Origin of the sequence: Enterobacter cloacae complex sp. CARB60 (genome assembly GCF_036487345.1) — a bacterium.
GTDB lineage: Bacteria > Pseudomonadota > Gammaproteobacteria > Enterobacterales > Enterobacteriaceae > Enterobacter > Enterobacter asburiae_D.
The window spans coordinates 3,256,713-3,274,158 of the sequence record NZ_JAZKLC010000002.1 but is presented as its reverse complement, the minus strand read 5'-3'; the positions used below and the strand labels follow the sequence as shown (position 1 = coordinate 3,274,158).

General features: G+C 58.7%; 12 protein-coding genes. 6 read left to right on the top strand and 6 right to left on the bottom strand.

The window, feature by feature from the left end; all coding sequences use genetic code 11:
- Positions 1-36: 36 nt before the first annotated feature.
- The 4 genes from V4835_RS16770 to V4835_RS16755 all read left to right on the top strand — a co-directional run bounded on the left by V4835_RS16770 (position 37) and on the right by V4835_RS16755 (position 4,720).
- Positions 37-1,077: an aldo/keto reductase gene (locus tag V4835_RS16770; RefSeq protein WP_331412927.1), complete on the top strand. Its 1,041-nt coding sequence runs from the start codon at positions 37-39 to the stop codon at positions 1,075-1,077.
- A gap of 160 nt (positions 1,078-1,237) precedes the next feature.
- Positions 1,238-2,614 carry a glycoside hydrolase family 1 protein gene (locus V4835_RS16765; RefSeq protein WP_331412926.1) on the top strand — a complete coding sequence of 459 codons (1,377 nt, stop codon included), beginning with the start codon at positions 1,238-1,240 and terminating at the stop codon, positions 2,612-2,614.
- Positions 2,615-2,665: 51 nt separating this feature from the next.
- Complete coding sequence (locus V4835_RS16760) at positions 2,666-3,988, top strand: PTS sugar transporter subunit IIC (RefSeq protein ID WP_320709427.1); 1,323 nt, start codon at positions 2,666-2,668, stop codon at positions 3,986-3,988.
- A 15-nt stretch (positions 3,989-4,003) separates the two neighbouring features.
- The gene (locus tag V4835_RS16755; RefSeq protein WP_121425670.1) at positions 4,004-4,720 is read left to right on the top strand and encodes a GntR family transcriptional regulator; all 717 of its coding nucleotides are present in this window, start codon (positions 4,004-4,006) and stop codon (positions 4,718-4,720) included.
- A gap of 42 nt (positions 4,721-4,762) precedes the next feature.
- Here the strand turns inward: V4835_RS16755 and ldtB are convergent, their stop codons facing one another.
- Positions 4,763-5,683, bottom strand: a complete 921-nt coding sequence (ldtB, locus tag V4835_RS16750; protein WP_029740604.1) for a L,D-transpeptidase — start codon at positions 5,681-5,683, stop codon at positions 4,763-4,765.
- Positions 5,684-5,905: 222 nt separating this feature from the next.
- On the opposite strand from ldtB, the gene V4835_RS16745 reads away from it, so the two are divergent.
- Positions 5,906-7,501 (top strand): ABC-F family ATPase, encoded by a 1,596-nt coding sequence (locus V4835_RS16745; protein ID WP_063143084.1) that lies wholly within the window; start codon positions 5,906-5,908, stop codon positions 7,499-7,501.
- Between the two features lie 82 nt (positions 7,502-7,583).
- Here the strand turns inward: V4835_RS16745 and V4835_RS16740 are convergent, their stop codons facing one another.
- Together V4835_RS16740 and V4835_RS16735 are read right to left on the bottom strand one after the other, a co-directional pair.
- Positions 7,584-9,947, bottom strand: coding sequence for a glycoside hydrolase family 31 protein (locus tag V4835_RS16740; RefSeq protein ID WP_331412925.1), 2,364 nt, complete (start codon positions 9,945-9,947; stop codon positions 7,584-7,586).
- A 17-nt stretch (positions 9,948-9,964) separates the two neighbouring features.
- Positions 9,965-11,266 carry an MFS transporter gene (locus V4835_RS16735; RefSeq protein WP_331412924.1) on the bottom strand — a complete coding sequence of 434 codons (1,302 nt, stop codon included), beginning with the start codon at positions 11,264-11,266 and terminating at the stop codon, positions 9,965-9,967.
- 288 nt (positions 11,267-11,554) lie between these two features.
- On the opposite strand from V4835_RS16735, the gene V4835_RS16730 reads away from it, so the two are divergent.
- Positions 11,555-12,628: a LacI family DNA-binding transcriptional regulator gene (locus V4835_RS16730; protein WP_331412923.1), complete on the top strand. Its 1,074-nt coding sequence runs from the start codon at positions 11,555-11,557 to the stop codon at positions 12,626-12,628.
- Here V4835_RS16730 and V4835_RS16725 read toward each other — a convergent pair.
- The 3 genes from V4835_RS16725 to V4835_RS16715 all read right to left on the bottom strand — a co-directional run bounded on the left by V4835_RS16725 (position 12,625) and on the right by V4835_RS16715 (position 17,444).
- A complete protein-coding gene (locus V4835_RS16725) occupies positions 12,625-13,881 on the bottom strand; it encodes a DUF1479 domain-containing protein (protein WP_331412922.1) in 1,257 nt (418 codons plus the stop codon). The genes V4835_RS16730 and V4835_RS16725 overlap by 4 nt on opposite strands.
- 149 nt (positions 13,882-14,030) lie before the next feature.
- On the bottom strand, positions 14,031-14,846 hold the full coding sequence (locus tag V4835_RS16720; RefSeq protein ID WP_331412921.1) for a Cof-type HAD-IIB family hydrolase: 816 nt from the start codon (positions 14,844-14,846) through the stop codon (positions 14,031-14,033).
- A gap of 165 nt (positions 14,847-15,011) precedes the next feature.
- A complete protein-coding gene (locus V4835_RS16715) occupies positions 15,012-17,444 on the bottom strand; it encodes a formate C-acetyltransferase/glycerol dehydratase family glycyl radical enzyme (RefSeq protein ID WP_331412919.1) in 2,433 nt (810 codons plus the stop codon).
- Positions 17,445-17,446 lie beyond the last annotated feature (2 nt).

Genomic DNA, 17,446 nt, shown 5'->3' with positions numbered 1-17,446 from the left:
CTATCGGGTACCCAATCGACATGCGAGGAATAACTTATGCGTTATCAAAAACTGGGCAACACCGGTCTGTTCGTTTCTGAACTGTGCCTCGGCACCATGACCTTCGGCGGTGAGGGCGGCATGTGGGGCAAGATTGGCCAGCTCCAGCAAAGTGAGGCCGAGCAGCTGGTGGGCCGCGCGCTGGATGCCGGGATCAACTTTATCGACACCGCGGACGTTTACTCGGAGGGACGATCGGAGGAGATCACCGGTCAGGCGCTGAAAAACCTGAAAATCCCGCGCGAGAACGTGGTGGTCGCCACCAAAGTGTTCGGCGAAACGGGAACGGCAGGGGTGAACTCGCGCGGCAGCTCGCGCTATCACATCGTCAGCAGCGTGAAGGAGAGCCTGCGCCGCCTGCAGCTCGATCATATCGATCTCTACCAGCTTCACGGCTTTGACCCCGCAACGCCGATTGAAGAGACGCTCTACGCGCTGGATAACCTGGTGCAGCACGGCCACGTGCGCTACATCGGCGTCTCGAACTGGGCGGCGTGGCAGATTGCCAAAGCGCTCGGTATTTCTGAACGTCTTGGGCTGGCGCGTTTCGCGTCGTTGCAGGCGTATTACACCATTGCCGGGCGCGATCTGGAGCGTGAGCTGGTGCCGATGATGCAGAGCGAAGGCGTCGGGCTGATGGTCTGGAGCCCGCTGGCGGGCGGTCTGCTGAGCGGAAAATATGGCCGCGACGGGCAGAGTGAAGCCGGTGGCCGCCGTCTGGCGTTCGACTTCCCGCCGGTGGATAAAGATCGCGCCTTCGACTGCGTGGACGTGATGCGCGTGATTGCCGAAAGCAAGGGCGTCTCCGTCGCGCAAATCGCGCTGGCCTGGCTGCTGCATCAAAAAGCCGTGACCAGCGTGATTATTGGTGCGAAACGCGTCGATCAGCTGGACGACAATATCGCCGCGACCGGGATCCGCTTAAGCGAAGACGAGCTTAAACAGCTTGATGCGGTGAGCGCGCTGCCTCGCGAGTATCCCGGCTGGATGCTGGAGCGCCAGGGAGAATATCGCCGCAATCAGCTTGCACAACAATAACCTTCCTTTTCCCGGTGGCGCTTCGCTTGCCGGGGCTACTTCCCTGGTCATTATTTCAATCCACCTCACAAAAAACGATCCTCATCTTTGATCGTCCTTTCATCTTCGCCTATATGACTAGTCATGAAATTTTAAATGACTAGTCATATAGGGAGAGAACATGAACAATCAGCTGCCGGCCAACTTTTTATGGGGCAACTCGGTGTCCAGCATGCAGACGGAAGGGGCCTGGAACGAGGGCGGGAAAGGGATGTCGGTGTACGACATTCGCGAAGCCGGGGAGAACATCTCCGACTGGAAAGTCGCGACCGACTCCTACCACCGCTACCGGGAAGATTTCGACCTGATGCAGGATCTGGGCATGAACTGCTACCGCTTCCAGATCTCCTGGAGCCGCGTCTGCCCGCAGGGCGACGGCGATTTTAACGACGAGGGCATCGCGTTTTACGACCGTTTTATCGACGATCTGATCGCCCGCGGCATCGAGCCAGTGATCTGCCTCTACCACTTCGATATGCCGCTGGCGCTGGCGCAGGAGTACAACGGCTTCAACGACCGCCGCGTGATGGACGCCTTTATCCGCTACGGTAAAAAGATGATCGACTGCTATGGCGACCGCGTGAAGTACTGGCTGACCTTCAACGAGCAGAACATCTTCCACATGCCGGAAGCGTTCCGTATTTCGGGCTATATGAAAGGCGAGAAAACCCTGCGCGAGCTTTACGAGCTGCAGCACCATACGATGGTGGCGCACATGGCGCTGACCGAGTATCTGCACCAGACAAAACCCGGCCAGCTGATGGGCGGCATGCTGGCGCACCAGCTGATCTACCCGGCCACCTGCAAACCGCGCGATATCTTCTGCGCTCAGCAGTACGACGAGTTCCTCAACCAGAACCTGCTGCGCGTCTTTGCCGGCCAGGGCTACAGCCCTGCGGTGATGGCGGTGGTGGAACAGGAGGGCTTTGGCGATATCTATCGCGCCGAGGATTTAGCGCTGCTGGCGCGCACCAGAAACGATTATATGGCCTTCAGCTACTATGCCAGCAAAACGCTGGACAGCGATGCGATCCCGGAAGGCACGCCGGTAAACTATTACCTGCTGCACGGCGAGAAAAACAACCCGTACCTGAAGGCCACCGAGTGGAACTGGCAGATCGATCCGCTGGGCTTTCGCACCATCATCACCCGCTACGCCAACGACTGGCGCCTGCCGGTATTCCCGATCGAGAACGGCATTGGGGTGATTGAGTCCTGGGACGGCGTGAACCCGATTGATGACACCTACCGCATCGACTACCACCGGGCGCATATCGAGGCCATGAAGGAGGCGATGTTCGAGGACGGGGCGGAGGTGATCGGCTACCTCGGCTGGGGCTTAATCGACATTCTCAGCTCTCAGGGCGACATGCGTAAGCGCTACGGCGTGGTCTATGTCAACCGTGAAAACCACGACCTGAAAGACCTGAAGCGCGTGCCGAAGAAGAGCTACGCGTGGTTAAAACAGGTTATCCATACTAACGGACGCGAGATGTAAGCCGTACGCTGCCGGGCCGTTTTTGTGACTGATTGATGGGAACTATCCGCTATGTCTGAAGCAAAAATAACACCGCACATGCAGTCCTTTGTCGATAAATTTGTCGAGTTCTCGGCGCGCCTGGCAAACCAGGTGCACCTGCGCTCCCTGCGCGACGCCTTCGCCACGGTGATGCCCATTTTCATCCTCGCCGGTCTGGCGGTGCTGGTGAACAACGTGGTGTTTCCGTGGATTTTTCACGGCGACACGCTGGCACACTTCAAAGTGTGGGGCGAGGCGATTATCAACGGCACGCTGAACATCGCCGCGCTGCTGCTGGCGCCGATGATTGCCTGGTCGCTGGCGCGCAACAAAGATTTCGACAATCCGGTCTCGGCAGTGGTCATCGCCGTCAGCAGCTTCATCATCATGATGCCGATGCGCCTGCAGCTTACGCCCGTCGGCAGCGACGCCGCGGTGAACGTCACCCAGGTGCTGACGTTCGCCAACATTGGCTCAACCGGGATTTTCGCCGGGGTGCTGATTGGGCTGCTCTCAACGGAACTGTTTATCGCTATTTCGCGCCTGAAGGCGCTGCACATTTCCCTCGGGGAAAACGTGCCTCCGGCGGTGAGCAAATCCTTTACCGCGCTGATCCCGACCATCCTCACGCTCTCCCTGTTCGCGGTGCTGGCGGCAGTGCTGGCAAACGTGCTGCACACGGACCTGATCCATCTTATTACCACCTTTATCCAGCAGCCGCTGCGGCTGATCAACACCAGCCTGCCGGGGACAATCTTCATCTACAGCTTCGGTAACTTCCTGTTCACGCTCGGTATTCATCAGTCTGTCGTTAACAGCGTGGTGCTGGAGCCGTTCCTGCTGATTAACACCAACGAGAACATGCTGGCCTTCGCCAACGGTCAGCCCATCCCGCATATCATCAATAACATCTTCGTGCCGACGTTTGGCATGGTGGGCGGCACGGGCAGCACAATATCGCTGCTGATCGCCATCTTTATTTTCTCCCGTCAAAAATCGGCGAAGCAGGTGGCGCGGCTGTCGCTGGCGCCCGGTTTATTCAACATTAACGAGCCGGTGATCTTCGGCCTGCCGATCGTGTTTAACCTGCCGCTGATGATCCCGTTTGTGCTGCTGCCCGCCATCGGCATTTACTTCGCCTGGCTCTGTACCACGCTGGGGTTAATGTCGCGCTGCGTGGTGATGATCCCGTGGACCACGCCGCCAATTCTCAGCGCCTGGCTGGCGACGGCGGGGGACTGGCGGGCGGTGGTGGTGCAGTTGGCAATCATTGTATTTGGTGTATTCTTCTACCTGCCTTTCCTCAAGATTGCCGAGCGAGTGGCGTTGAAAAACAGCGGGATAGAAAACTAACTGAAAGGAAGGACGATGGCGGCGAAGTACATCACCATAGCGCGGGAAATTAAGAAACGCATTATCAGCCAGCAGTACGCCGCCAACGAACCCCTGCCGGACCAGTTTGCGCTGGCGGCGGAGTTCAGCACCAGCCGGATGACCATTCAGCAGGCGATGCGCCAGCTGATCGTCGAAGGTCTGGTCTATACCCGCCAGGGGCAGGGCACGTTCATCCGTAAAAATTTCCTCCAGCTCTCGCAGTGGGATCTTTCCGGCAGCGACTACTTTGGCGCGACCAAAACCTGGGAACATCTGGGCACGGTGACCAGCCGGGTGGTGCATTTCGAGCTGCGCTTTCCGAACGAGAAAGAGCAGGCGTCGCTGATGATTAACGCCGATGCGCCGATCTATGACTTCATTCGACTCCGTTTGCTGAACGGCGAACCCATGTCTCTGGACTCCACGGTGATGCCGATGAATCTGGTGCCGGGCCTGACGAAAAACCATCTTGAAGGTTCGGTGTTCCAGTACGTGCAGGAGACGCTGGGGCTGAAAATTATGGGGTCGTACCGGGTGGTGCGGGCGCTTAAGCCCAACGCGCTGGACAGGGAGCATCTGGTCTGCGAGCAGACCGATCCCGTACTGGAAGTAGAGCAGGTGATTTATCTGGAGGACGGCACGCCGCTGGAGTATGCGCACTGCCACTATCGCTACGACCACGGCGGGATCGTGATCGTGAATAACGGATAAAAAAAAGCGGGCAACGAGGCCCGCTTTTTTAATGCTTCGCTATCAGTTCAAACGCACCGGCATACCGGAGCGGTTCTGCACGGCCTGGTCAACAATCGCCGTTTCTACGTCTGGCTGAGAGGTCACCGCCTGCACCGCGCTGTTGAGCGTAACAGGGACGATTTCGTTGTTGTTGATCTGGTCTTCGCTGGTGGACAGCGGGTTGTGCACTTCGATGTAGCGGCTGCCGTCTGGCTCAGAGGTCGCTTTCACCGGTTCGTTGATGAACTGCACGCGCGTACCGACCGGCACGTTTTCGAACAGGAATTTGATGTCATCGTTACGCAGGCGCACGCAGCCGTGGCTTACGCGCAGGCCGATACCGAAGTTGGCGTTGGTCCCGTGGATAGCGTACAGGCGGCCAATGTACAGCGCGTACAGACCCATTGGGTTATCCGGACCGGCTGGCACAACGGCTGGCAGCGGTTCGCCCGCAGCGATGTATTCTGCGTGCATTTTGGCAGTCGGCGTCCAGGTTGGGCCCGCTTTCTTACGCTCAACCTTCGTGGTCCAGTTCATTGGGGTGTCTTTACCAAGCTGGCCGATACCGATTGGCAGCACGATAACGGTGTTGGTGCCTTTCGGGTAGTAATACAGACGCATTTCGGCGCTGTTAATCACGATACCTTCATGAACGGTATCCGGCAGGATCAGCTGCTGAGGAATATTCAGCACGGTACCCGCTTTTGGCAGATACGGGTCAACGCCCGGGTTCGCTTCCAGCATGTTAGACAGGCCCAACTGGTACTGCGCAGCGAAATACTCCAGTGGCTGAGAGTTACCTTCTGGTACCGTCACAACCTGGTTCTGGCCTACCAGACGGCTACCGTCTGTTGGCAGGGGATACGTCACCGCAGACGCGGTCTTACAAAAACCTACTACGGCTAACGCCGCCGCAAAAAGCGTTGTTAATTTCATGTTCATGTTGTGCGAGGTATCTAAGCCATTCCGGCGATGAGTTGATAAGTCTGAATCTGTGATGGGAGCGCATTATATGTGCATTCCCGCTCACAGGGAATTCAGATGTGTACGAAATCACATTTTTTTCGATTTTGTTAAAGTTTAGTGGATTGCCGCAACACGGGATCTCAATTCGGAATTGTGGCATAATGCCGTGTTTATCACACTTTTCGCAGGAATCTCCCCGTGTTAGTTACCAGCAACGTCACTATGCAGTTTGGCAGTAAGCCGCTGTTCGAAAACATTTCCGTCAAATTTGGCGGCGGCAACCGTTACGGCCTGATTGGTGCCAACGGTAGCGGAAAATCCACCTTTATGAAGATCCTCGGCGGTGACCTGGAGCCGACGCTCGGCAACGTATCGCTCGACCCTAACGAGCGTATCGGTAAGCTGCGTCAGGATCAGTTCGCCTTCGAAGAGTTCACCGTGCTTGACACCGTGATCATGGGGCATGGGGAACTGTGGGAAGTGAAGCAGGAGCGCGATCGCATCTACGCGCTGGCTGAAATGAGTGAAGAAGACGGCTATAAAGTGGCCGAGCTGGAAACGCAGTACGGCGAGATGGACGGTTACTCTGCGGAAGCGCGCGCGGGCGAGCTGCTGCTGGGCGTAGGCATTCCGGTTGAACAGCATTACGGTCCAATGAGCGAAGTGGCTCCAGGCTGGAAGCTGCGTGTGCTGCTGGCACAGGCGCTGTTCTCTAACCCGGACATCCTGCTGCTCGACGAACCGACGAACAACCTGGACATTGACACCATCCGCTGGCTGGAGCAGACGCTGAACGATCGCGACAGCACCATGATCATCATTTCGCACGACCGTCACTTCCTGAACATGGTCTGTACGCACATGGCGGATCTGGACTACGGCGAGCTGCGCGTGTACCCGGGCAACTACGACGAATACATGACGGCGGCCACCCAGGCGCGTGAACGTCTGCTGGCGGATAACGCCAAGAAGAAAGCACAGATTGCTGACCTGCAGTCCTTCGTCAGCCGCTTTAGCGCCAACGCCTCTAAGTCGCGTCAGGCGACCTCGCGTGCGCGTCAGATCGACAAAATCAAGCTGGACGAAGTCAAAGCCTCCAGCCGTCAGAACCCGTTCATCCGCTTCGAGCAGGACAAGAAACTGTTCCGTAACGCGCTGGAAGTGGAAGCCCTGGCAAAAGGCTTTGAGAACGGCCCGCTGTTTAACAAATTCAACCTGCTGCTGGAAGTGGGCGAGAAGATTGCCATCCTCGGTGCCAACGGCGTGGGTAAATCCACCATGCTGAAAACCCTGGTCGGCGAACTGCAGCCGGACAACGGCACCGTGAAGTGGTCCGAAAACGCGCAGATTGGCTACTACGCGCAGGACCATGAATACGAGTTCGAAAACGATCTGACCGTCTTCGACTGGATGAGCCAGTGGAAGCAGGAAGGCGACGACGAGCAGGCGGTGCGCAGCATTCTGGGCCGTCTGCTGTTCAGCCAGGACGACATCAAAAAACCGGCTAAAGTGCTCTCCGGTGGCGAGAAGGGCCGCATGCTGTTCGGCAAGCTGATGATGGAAAAACCGAATATCCTGGTGATGGACGAACCGACTAACCACCTGGACATGGAATCTATTGAATCCCTGAACATGGCGCTGGAGATGTATCAGGGCACCCTGATCTTCGTCTCTCACGACCGCGAGTTCGTCAGCTCGCTGGCGACCCGCGTGATCGAGATTACGCCAGAGCGCGTGGTGGACTTCACCGGTAACTACGAAGATTACCTGCGCAGTAAAGGTATCGACGGCTAAAAAAAGCCCGGTGGCGCTACGCTTACCGGGCCTACGAGTCAGTTTGTAGGCCGGGTAAGGCGAAGCCGCCACCCGGCAATGCTCAAAGCACCCACTCGCCCCCTTCAACCCCATTCACCAGCAGCGTACGTTTTTCCCCTACGGGCAGCGATACCTTAAGCGCTTTCCACGCCGGACGATAATCCCCGCGCGCGTTGACCTTCAGGTTGATGGTTGCGCCATCGCACACCATTTCCCATTCCACCCACAGCGCACTGCCGTTCTGGTAGCCCCAGCTTTCGCCGTCGTCTTCAAACAGCATGCCCGAGGTTGTCCCGACGCCCTTCACCGGGAACAGCTTCAGCTCGCGGGTGTTGTCTTTTTCAGCGGACACGTGGGTAATGCGTTCGCTCAGCGGCAGACCGGCACCGGCGCGCACCAGCAGCGGCAGTTTTTCCAGCGGCGCGTCGAGAACGATCGACTGGCCGCCAGCGAACCACGCGTGGGTGTAAAAATCGTACCAGCCGGTTTCGTTATCCGGCAGCCAGACGCGGCGCTCGCGCTGCCCGGCTTCGACCACGCTGGCCACCAGCAGATCGCGGCCCAGCAGGAAGTCATCGCACTCTTCAAAGGTCTGCGCATCGTGCTCGTGATCGAGGAAGGTCGGGCGCAGCATCGGTTCGTCGTCGGCGTGCGCCTGCCACAGCAGGGTGTAGAGGTACGGCAGCAGGCGGTAGCGCAGCTCAACCGCGCCGCGAATGGCTGGCGTGACGCCCGGGTACATCCACGGCTCGTTCACGGTGCGATCGTCATTCCACGAGTGAATGGTAAAGCGCGGGTGCATCACGCCGTTCTGCACCCAGCGCACGAACAGCTCCGCGTCCGGCTTGTCGCCGGAGAAACCGCCGACGTCGTGACCGACGTTGAACAGCCCGGACAGGCTCATGCCCAGCCCCATGCGGATGTTATAGCGCAGGGTGTCCCAGTTAGTACGGTTGTCGCCGCTCCAGGTCTGGACGTAGCGCTGCATCCCGGCGCAGCCGGAGCGGGAGATGAGATACGGACGTTTTTCCGGCGCGAAACGCTGCTGCGCTTCCAGCGAGGCGCGCATCATCAGCAGCGGCATTACCGGGCGAATGTGCTTGATGGCGATCTCCTTGCCGAAGCCAAAGCAGCGCGCTTCCCCATCCCACACTTCGTATTCGTTGTTGTCGTTCCAGGTAGAGTCGATACCCATCTCCAGCAGCTGCGTGGTGACGCCGTTCTGCCACCACTGCACCGTCTGCGGGTTGGTGAAATCGAGGTGCGAGCCTTCGTCATCCCAGAAGCTGGAACGTTCCGGTGCATCGGTTTCTGAATCGCGAATGAACAGACCGCTTTCCGCCACTTCGCTATAGCGCGGATGATCCTGCAGCAGGCACGGCTTGATGTTGGCCGCAAGCCGCAGCCCCGCGTCGTGGAACGCCTGGCTCATCACCTTCGGCTGCGGCACCTTGTCATAGTTCCAGTTAAAGACGTAGCGCTTGCCGTTGATGGAGGTATAGCCGGAGGAGAGCTGGAACGAGTCGCACGGGATGGCGTGCTCTTCGCACAGGCGGATGAAGTTCATCAGCTGGTTTTGCGCGTCCGGCGCGTCGGTGTAGTGCATGGTCGAGCCGCTGTAGCCCAGGCTCCATTTCGGTCCGAACAGCGTTTTCCCGGTCAGGCGCACGAAGGCTTTGGTGACGTCCAGCACGCGTTTGCCGGTAAATATGTAGTAGTCGATATCGCCCGCTTCCGCCTGCCAGCGACGATAGGCGGTGTGATAGTTGTCGATTTCGTTACCCAGATCCAGCCAGCAGCTGCTCAGGTTGTCGTAGAACAGGCCGTAACTCACGTCGTCGCGGCGGGCGATAGTGAACGGGATGTGCTTGTAGAGCGGGTCGGTGCTGGCCGCGTTGTACCCCATCGCGTCGAGGTTGCGCATCTCGTAGCGTTTACCGTTGCGCTGCAGATCGCCCGCTTTCTCGCCCAGGCCGTAGAAACGCTCGTCCTTACGACGGCTGAGATAGTGCGCCACGCCGTCGCCGTGGGCGTTCAGCAGGTAGGCGCTGGTCGGACGGTCGTTGACCAGCGGCTGCCACTCGCCCGCCTCATTGCGGTAGTGCCACTCCAGCCACAGCGGCTGGTGGACGGTCACGCGCAGCCGTTCGGTGGCCACGGTTAACGTCTCACCCTGCTGTATTAGCGTCCAGGCCGGGCAGGAGAAACCGCTTATGTCGTCACGGCGGCGGCCTTCCCAGGGCACGTCTTTTTCCGGCGCGATGCTCCAGGTGCGGTCCAGCGCCAGCTCGCCTTTGCGCTTAATCAGCACGCGGAACAGGTTCTCTTCCAGCACGTACAGGCACAGGCGGTGCTGGTTATCAATCAGCAGTTCCAGATGGTTTGCCGACTGCGTATCAAGGGTCCAGTTTTTCAGGGTTTTCATATGCAATACATCCACTATCAGGCGCGCTTGGCGCGACGTTCAGCAATAAATGCTACCAGGAAGACGGCGCCAATCAGGTCAAAGAAGCCCATGGCAATAAAGAGCGGGTTAAAGCCGATTTTGTCGGCGGTCACACCGATTAACAGCGAGAACAGGAAGCTGGCGATCCACGCCGCCGAGCCGCGCATGCCGTTGACGGTCGCCATCTGGCCTTTGTCGAACGACTCCACGACCAGGGCGCTCAGCATGCAGGAGATGATCTGGTGCCCGAAACCGCCGATGGAGATCAGCACGATGGTGATATACGGGTCGCGGGTAATGGCCACGATGCCCAGCGAGATCATCAGGAACGCGCCCGTCACGGAGCTGGCAACGACCGAGTTAACGCGGGAGCAGCCGAACAGGCGGGTGTACAGACGCGTCAGGTAGCCGCTCGCCACGCTGCCGAGGTCGGCGGCGAGGAACGGCAGCCAGGCAAACATCGCAATCTGCTTCAGATCCATGCCGTGCTCTTTGGCGAGGTACAGCGGCACCCAGAAGCTCAGCACCGCCCAGGCGGGTTCCGCCATAAAGGCCGGGATGGCGATACCGTAGAAGCGTTTGTTTTTCGAGACGGTTTTCAGCGCGGTCAGGAAGGGCAGTCTCACCGCAGGCGGTTCGTTATCCTGCTTGATGAACGCCAGCTCGTCCTTGCTCAGGTTCGGGTGCTGCTCCGGGTTGTGGTAGAACGCCCACCACAGGATCACCCACAGCAGCGCCAGCACGCCGGTAAACATGAACGCGCCCTGCCAGCCGAACGAGGCGTGAGCAAAGTAGATGATAGGCGGAGCCAGCATCGCGCCGATGGAGAAGCCCACGCCCGCCCAGCCTGCGGCAACGGGACGCTCTGATTTCGGGAACCATTCGCCGATGGTTTTGGCGTTCGCGGGGGTAGCGGCGGCCTCAGAGGCACCCATAAAGAAGCGCAGAATAGCCAGGTGCAGCCAGGTTCCGGCACCCGCGTGGAAAATACACATCAGCGCCCAGATCCCGGCGCAGACCATAAAGCCAATCTTCAGGCCGATAACGTCAATCAGCCAGCCGCACAGGGGCTGGAAAATGGTGTAGGCGATCTGGAATGCGCCAACGATCCAGGAGTATTGCTCGGTGGTGATCCCGAGGCTCTCTTTCAGTTCCGGGGCGAGGATCCCGAGCGAGTTTCGGGTGATGTAGTTAACGGTGACGCCAAGTAAGAACAGCACCAGCACGTACCAGCGCAGGTTCTTGATGACGCGACGGGTTTTGCTTGTCGCAACGGTGTTATTGATGTCCTGACTCATTTTACTCTCCACAAGACGGACGGTAAGGGGACGGAGGTTCAGGTGTCACACGGATTTTTATGCCTTTGATTTCTATCCGTTTAAACTGCTTAAGTTGGTATACAACTAGTATGGAAGTTGTGTGACAAGTTCACCTTAAGGGAGAAAATGAGTAGGCAATAGTGGATTTTGTGCAAAATTTCTCATAACTGACGAAAAGGCTCTGGCATGATGACATCCATGTCAGTTATTGCCTGACGGATACGCTATGAAAATTTTTTCATTTCGCAAATGGAGCCAGATCACAAAATGGACAAAAGGCTAAAAATCACCGAGATCGCAGCCCGTACGCAGCTCTCGATCAGCACCGTGTCGCGGGTGCTGGCGGGGAAAGCCAATACCAGTGAAAAAGCGCGCGCAAAGGTGCTGGCGTGCGCGCTGGAGCTGGGGGTGATGGAGGGCATGGCGGCAGGTCGGTTACTGCTCAATAGCCTGGTGGTTTTTGCCCCGCAGCGCGCCTTCGACGAGCGGTCCGACATCTTTTACTACCGCGTGATCCAGAGCGTGAGTAAAGGACTTGCCTCGCACGACGTGCGCCTTCGCTACTGCGCGCTGGAAGAGAACGACAGCGACGCCCAGCTGTTTCTGGCGCGCATGAACGAAGCGGATACGCAGGCGGCAATCCTTCTTGGCATCGACGATCCCCATATCCACGATCTGGCGGTGGACGTGGGTAAACCCTGCATGCTGATTAACTGCCGGGACCGCCACGTGCGTCTGCCTGCCGTCGCGCCGGATCATCGCGCCATTGGCGAGCGGGCGGCGGAATATCTGTTCGAGATGGGACACCGTGAGGTGATGAACGTGCTGTGCCTGCGTCGCTACACCATGGAGCAGCGCCTGTCGGGGATCCGCGATGCGTGGCAGTCCCACAACCTGACGTTCAACGATAAACGCGATCTGCTGGTGGTGCCCAGCTTCAGCGCCAAAGAGACAGAACACCTGGTCAGCGAGTGGCTTAACCAGCAGAAGGGAAAAGACCTGCCGACGGCGTTTCTGGTCGGCGGCGACTTTATGGCGGCGGGCACCATTAGCGCATTACAAAACCACGGTCTTCGCGTGCCGCAGGACGTGTCGGTGATGAGCATTGACGGGTTTAACCTGGCGGCGATTCAGGATGTTCCATTAACGGCCGTGCATGTTCCGCGCGATGAGCTGGGAACAGAAGCCGTATACATGCTCCAGCAGCGGCTGATGCGCCCGGACGCGCCGGTGGGGACGTTACTGCTGAACGGTACGCTGACCGTAAGGGAGTCGGTACGGCGGATACGTCAGGGGAAACGACGTACCGCCGTGGAGCGGGAAGGGCTTTACGACAGCTAGACCATGCCCAGGGCACGCTTGCCGTGGATGTTGAGATCGTTCACGGTAAAGCGGTCCTGCCAGCGCTTTTCATAATCCTCGCGCGGGAAGTCCCCCGGCGAGGCGCCGGTTTCCAGCGCTTCCTTGACCTTCTTCGCGTAGGCGAGGTTTTTCTCGCACATCGGGGCGGCAGGGATGTACATCACGTTGCCCCAGCCCTGCTGATTTTCCACCGGCGCGACGGAGTGGATCACATCGCAGTGCCACCATACGGAATCGCCCGCTTCCAGCGCCGGAATACTGCTTAATGCCTCAATCAGCAGCGGGTGCCACTTCTCGGAAACCGGCAGCACGCGCCCCGGCGCCACGCCGCACAGCTCATCTTCCGGAACGTCGTCCAGCAGCGGACGCAGCAGGATATAGGCCATCGCCTCCGGGATCGGCACCACGTGCAGCAGCCCCTGGCCGGGGATCATGTCCGACAGCGCCGTCCAGCCCTGGAAGGTGCGAAACACCGAGCACTTGGTGGTGTTATCGACGGTGTACTCTTCCACTTCGGTACGGTGCGCGGCGTTCCACGGATCGTACTTATCGACGTTGCCGTCAAACACGCGGGCAAACACCTGCTGATAGGCCGGCAGCAGCCAGCGCTCCAGCGCGCCGGAGTCGGTATGCGCGCCCAGCCCTTTCGAGGTGGTTCCCGGCGGACGGCGGCGGATACGGTCCGGGTAAATCACGCTCACGTCCGGGTTGAACCACTGCTTGCCGTTGCTCTCGAATGTCCATAAACGGTTCAGGAACGACTGCACCTGTGCCATCTCTTCGCTCTGGCGCGCCTGCATCTGCGCCTGCGACCAGTAAATCGGGAAAATCTCCGGACGAGAGGCCGTTAGGGTGCCGAAGAAGTTATCGCCGGGCCCTTTGTACACGTCGTCAAATTTGTTCAGATCGAGGTAGTCGAGCATCGACTGATCCCACGCCAGCGCCTGCTCGCGCGGGAAATGACCTTTAATCACCGCGCAGCCGCGGCGCTTAACGGCTTCGCGCTGTGCGTCGGTGATAGTGCCGTTTTTCACGTCCGTAAACGGGATCTCCGGCCAGACGGTTTCGCCTTTGTTCTTAAGGGCGTTGATTTCCGCCACGCGGGTGGCAATTTTATCGCTGAGCTTATTAAACACCGCCTGCACGTCGCCGATCTGCGCACGCAGCTCACGTTTCAACTGACGGATTGCCGCTTTGTGATCCGCTGGCAAAGTTTCACTGGTAAAGGTCATAACTGCCTCGCATCTTTCATTCGAAAGTAAAAATATCTACAAGTGATACTTTAAGTTAAAAATAAGTTAATGCAAGTTTAAAAACTTGACGCAAGCCACAGGACGGAAAAAGAGTGAGAGGCCGGAGCAAGGCTCCGGCGAGGAAGGGATCAGACGTCGAACGGGGAATGGTTGTCGAGTACGGCCTGAATGACGTTCAGCGCGCCCTGATGGTTGTTGTCGTCGGTGCTGTAGCGGCTGATTTCTTTGATGCTTTCCGCCGCGTTGCCCATCGCAAAGGAATATTTCACCAGCTTCAGCATCTCGGCATCGTTGCCGCTGTCGCCAATGGCCACGCACGCCTGCGGGGAGATTTTCCAGCGTTTCAGCAGACGGCTGATGCCGTTGGCCTTGTGCAGGCCGGGGATAATCAAATCGACAAAACCAAAGCCGCTGGTGACCGGCTTCATGATGCCGTCGAGGGAGACGTGCAGTTTATCCACCAGCGTCGGGATATCGCTGTCCGGCAGGTTCAGGGAGAACTTAAACAGCACGTCGTCAATGTCGCGGTAATCGCTGATGCGCTTTAAGCGGTGGTAGTGCTTTGACATCAGCGCCACGAACGCTTCAGGGGCCTGGTCGCTGACGTAGGCACTTTCCAACCCGCAGGCCACGAAGTTAAGGCCTTTGTCTTTCAGCAGTTCGCCGATGACGATCTGCGACTCATGCCGCGTCAGCTCGCCGTGGAAAATCTGTTCACCGCGATCGAACACCAGCGCGCCGTTTTCCGCCACGAAGGAGATCCTGTCTTTCAGTTCCGGAAAGAAGGAGATGAGCTGGTAATACTGGTTGCCGCTGGCGACAACGAATTCAATGTCGCGGGATTTAAGCTGTTCAAACTGTGCCTGGAAGCGGTCACGATCGTACTGCTTGGCATCATCAAGGAAAGTTCCGTCCATATCGGTGACGATAACTTTAACGGTCATACTGTGCTCCTGGGTCACTGCGTTTTGAAACATTCTAATAACAAGGTGACGGGGAGCACAAATTTAATTTCGAATGAAAGTCAGAAAGCCGGGTGGCGGCTTCGCCTTACCCGGCCTACGGAGGAAGGAGTAGGCCCGGTAAGCGCAGCACCACCGGGCGTTTTTTTACAGCGTATGCTCGGTACGGGCGATAATATCGTCCTGCGCATCCGGCGACAGGGCGGTGAAGAACGCCGAGTAGCCCGCCACGCGCACCACCAGGTCACGATACTGGTCAGGATGTTTCTTCGCTTCCAGCAGCGTTTCGCGCGAGACGATGTTGTACTGAATATGCCAGCCTTTATGCACCTCGAAGAAGGTGCGCAGCAGCACCATCAGCTTCTGGCGATCGCTGTCGTTTTCCAGCGTCGACGGGTTCAGCTTCTGGTTAAGCAGCACGCCACCCAGAATCGCCTCGGTAGGCAGTTTACCCACCGAGCCAATCACCGCCGTCGGGCCGAGGTGGTCCGTACCGGAAGCCGGGCTTGCCCCTTCCGCCAGCGGGGTGTGCGCCTTACGTCCGTCCGGGGTGGCCATCGTTGCCGCGCCAAACGGCACGTTTGCGGAAATCGAGGAGGTGCCCGCGTAGTAGTTACCGCCAATCGGGCCGCGGCCGTGGCGCGGGTTGTGGTACTGCTTCAGCTCTTCGATGTAGGTCTGATAGGCGCGCGTCAGCAGCATGTCCACGCTGTCGTCATCGTTGCCGTACTTCGGCGCGCCGTTGATCAGGCGCTGACGCAGCTGCTCGTGGGTCAGACCGTCGAAGTCATCCGCCAGCGCGGCCGCCAGCTGCTGCTGACCGATAGTGCCCTGTTCGAACACCAGCTTTTTCACCGCCGCCAGGCTGTTGCCGAGGTTGGCGATCCCCACCTGCAGGCCGGAGACCCAGTCATACTTCGCGCCGCCCTGCTTGATGCTTTTCGCGCGCTCGATGCAGTCGTCCACCAGCGCCGAGCAGAGGATATCTTGGACGTTCTCTTCCAGCATGGTGTCCACCACGTACTCAATCTCGATGGATTTGCGGGTGTAGTAGCGGATCTGGCTGTCCCACGCCGCCATCACCTCTTCGAAGTTATCGAAGTTACCGGCAGAGAGGGCTTTTTCCTGCGGCAGGAACACCTTGCCGCTGGTGGCGTCGCGGCCGCCTTCCAGCGCGGCGAGCATCACGCGGGCGAAGTTGATAAAGCTCATGCCGGTGCAGCGGTAGCCCCACTTGCCGCCCACCGCGGTTTCGATGCAGCCGATGGCCGCGTAGTCGTAGGCGTCGTCTCGTTCAACGCCGAGCTTGATGAATTCCGGAATGACGATTTCATCGTTGTTGAATGCGGGCATCCCGAAGCCGCAGCGGATCACCTGCACGCAGGCGTCGAGGAAGTCGTTGCTCATGCCCGCGTGGTAGCGCACGCTCAGGTTCGGCTGGGTGGAGCGCAGGCGACCGCAGGATTCCAGAATCGCGTAGGAGAGCGGGTTCACCGCGTCCATTGGCTCACCGTTGACCAGCTTCTGGCCGCCAATGGTGACGTTCTGGTACAGCGGGCTACCGGCGGAAGCCTTGGAGTGCGAGCCGGAGCGGATCTTGTTCACTTCCAGCAGCTTCAGCCAGCAGCTGTGCAGCAGCTCGATGGCGTGTTCGCGGTCGAGGCTCTGGTTCAGCTCCACGTCGCGGCGGTAGAACGGATAGAGATACTGGTCCATGCGCGCGAAGGAGACGGAGTGGCCGTTGGACTCAATCTGCAGGATCAGCTGAATGAAGTAGCACAGCTGCAGCGCCTGCCAGAAGGTTTTTGGCGGCTCGTGAGCAATGATGTCGCAGTTTTCCGCCATCGCCAGCAGCTCGTCGCGGCGGCTTTCGCGGGTTTCGGTCGCGGCCATTTCACGCGCCAGGTCGGCAAAGCGTTTGATGTGCAGGCTTACGGCTTCCAGCACGATATCGATCGCCTTCAGGAACTGGTCGCCGTGCAGGTCTTCCAGCACCGTCAGGTTGATGCGCGTGCGGCGCTCGGCCACTTTGGCGCGCAGGCCGTCGAGGCCTTTCTCCAGCACCAGCGGGAAGTTAACGGCCAGGTGCGCGTCGCCGGAGGTCATGTTGCCCTCGGCTTTGATAATGCCGGTTTCCAGCAGGCCTTTCTGCTCGTCGGTGAACATGCCGTAGCAGCGATCCTGCACCGTCTGGCCGCGCCACCACGGGCAGATCTCATGCAGCACGCGCTTGTTCTCTTCGCTTACCGCAAAGCCCGCGCCCGGGCGGTCCGCCAGATCGTCGATCTCTTTCTCAATCCAGGAGACGGTGTATTCCGGGAAAATCGGCGCGGCGCGCACTTCGCTTGCCTGGTTACCGATAATCAGCTCGTCGTGTTTGATCCAGATGGTGCGTTCAGCCAGGTGATGCGCCAGCGCCAGGGCGCGACGCACCGGGATCGGCTTGTCCATGTGCTGCTGGTACATTTCGGTGTAATGCTGCGCGCGCTCGGTACAGACCGGCGGCTTAACGATATGCACCAGGGCCGTTTTGTGCGCTTTAATGCGCTCGCTGAGGGTGTTGAGATTCAGGGTTGTCATAG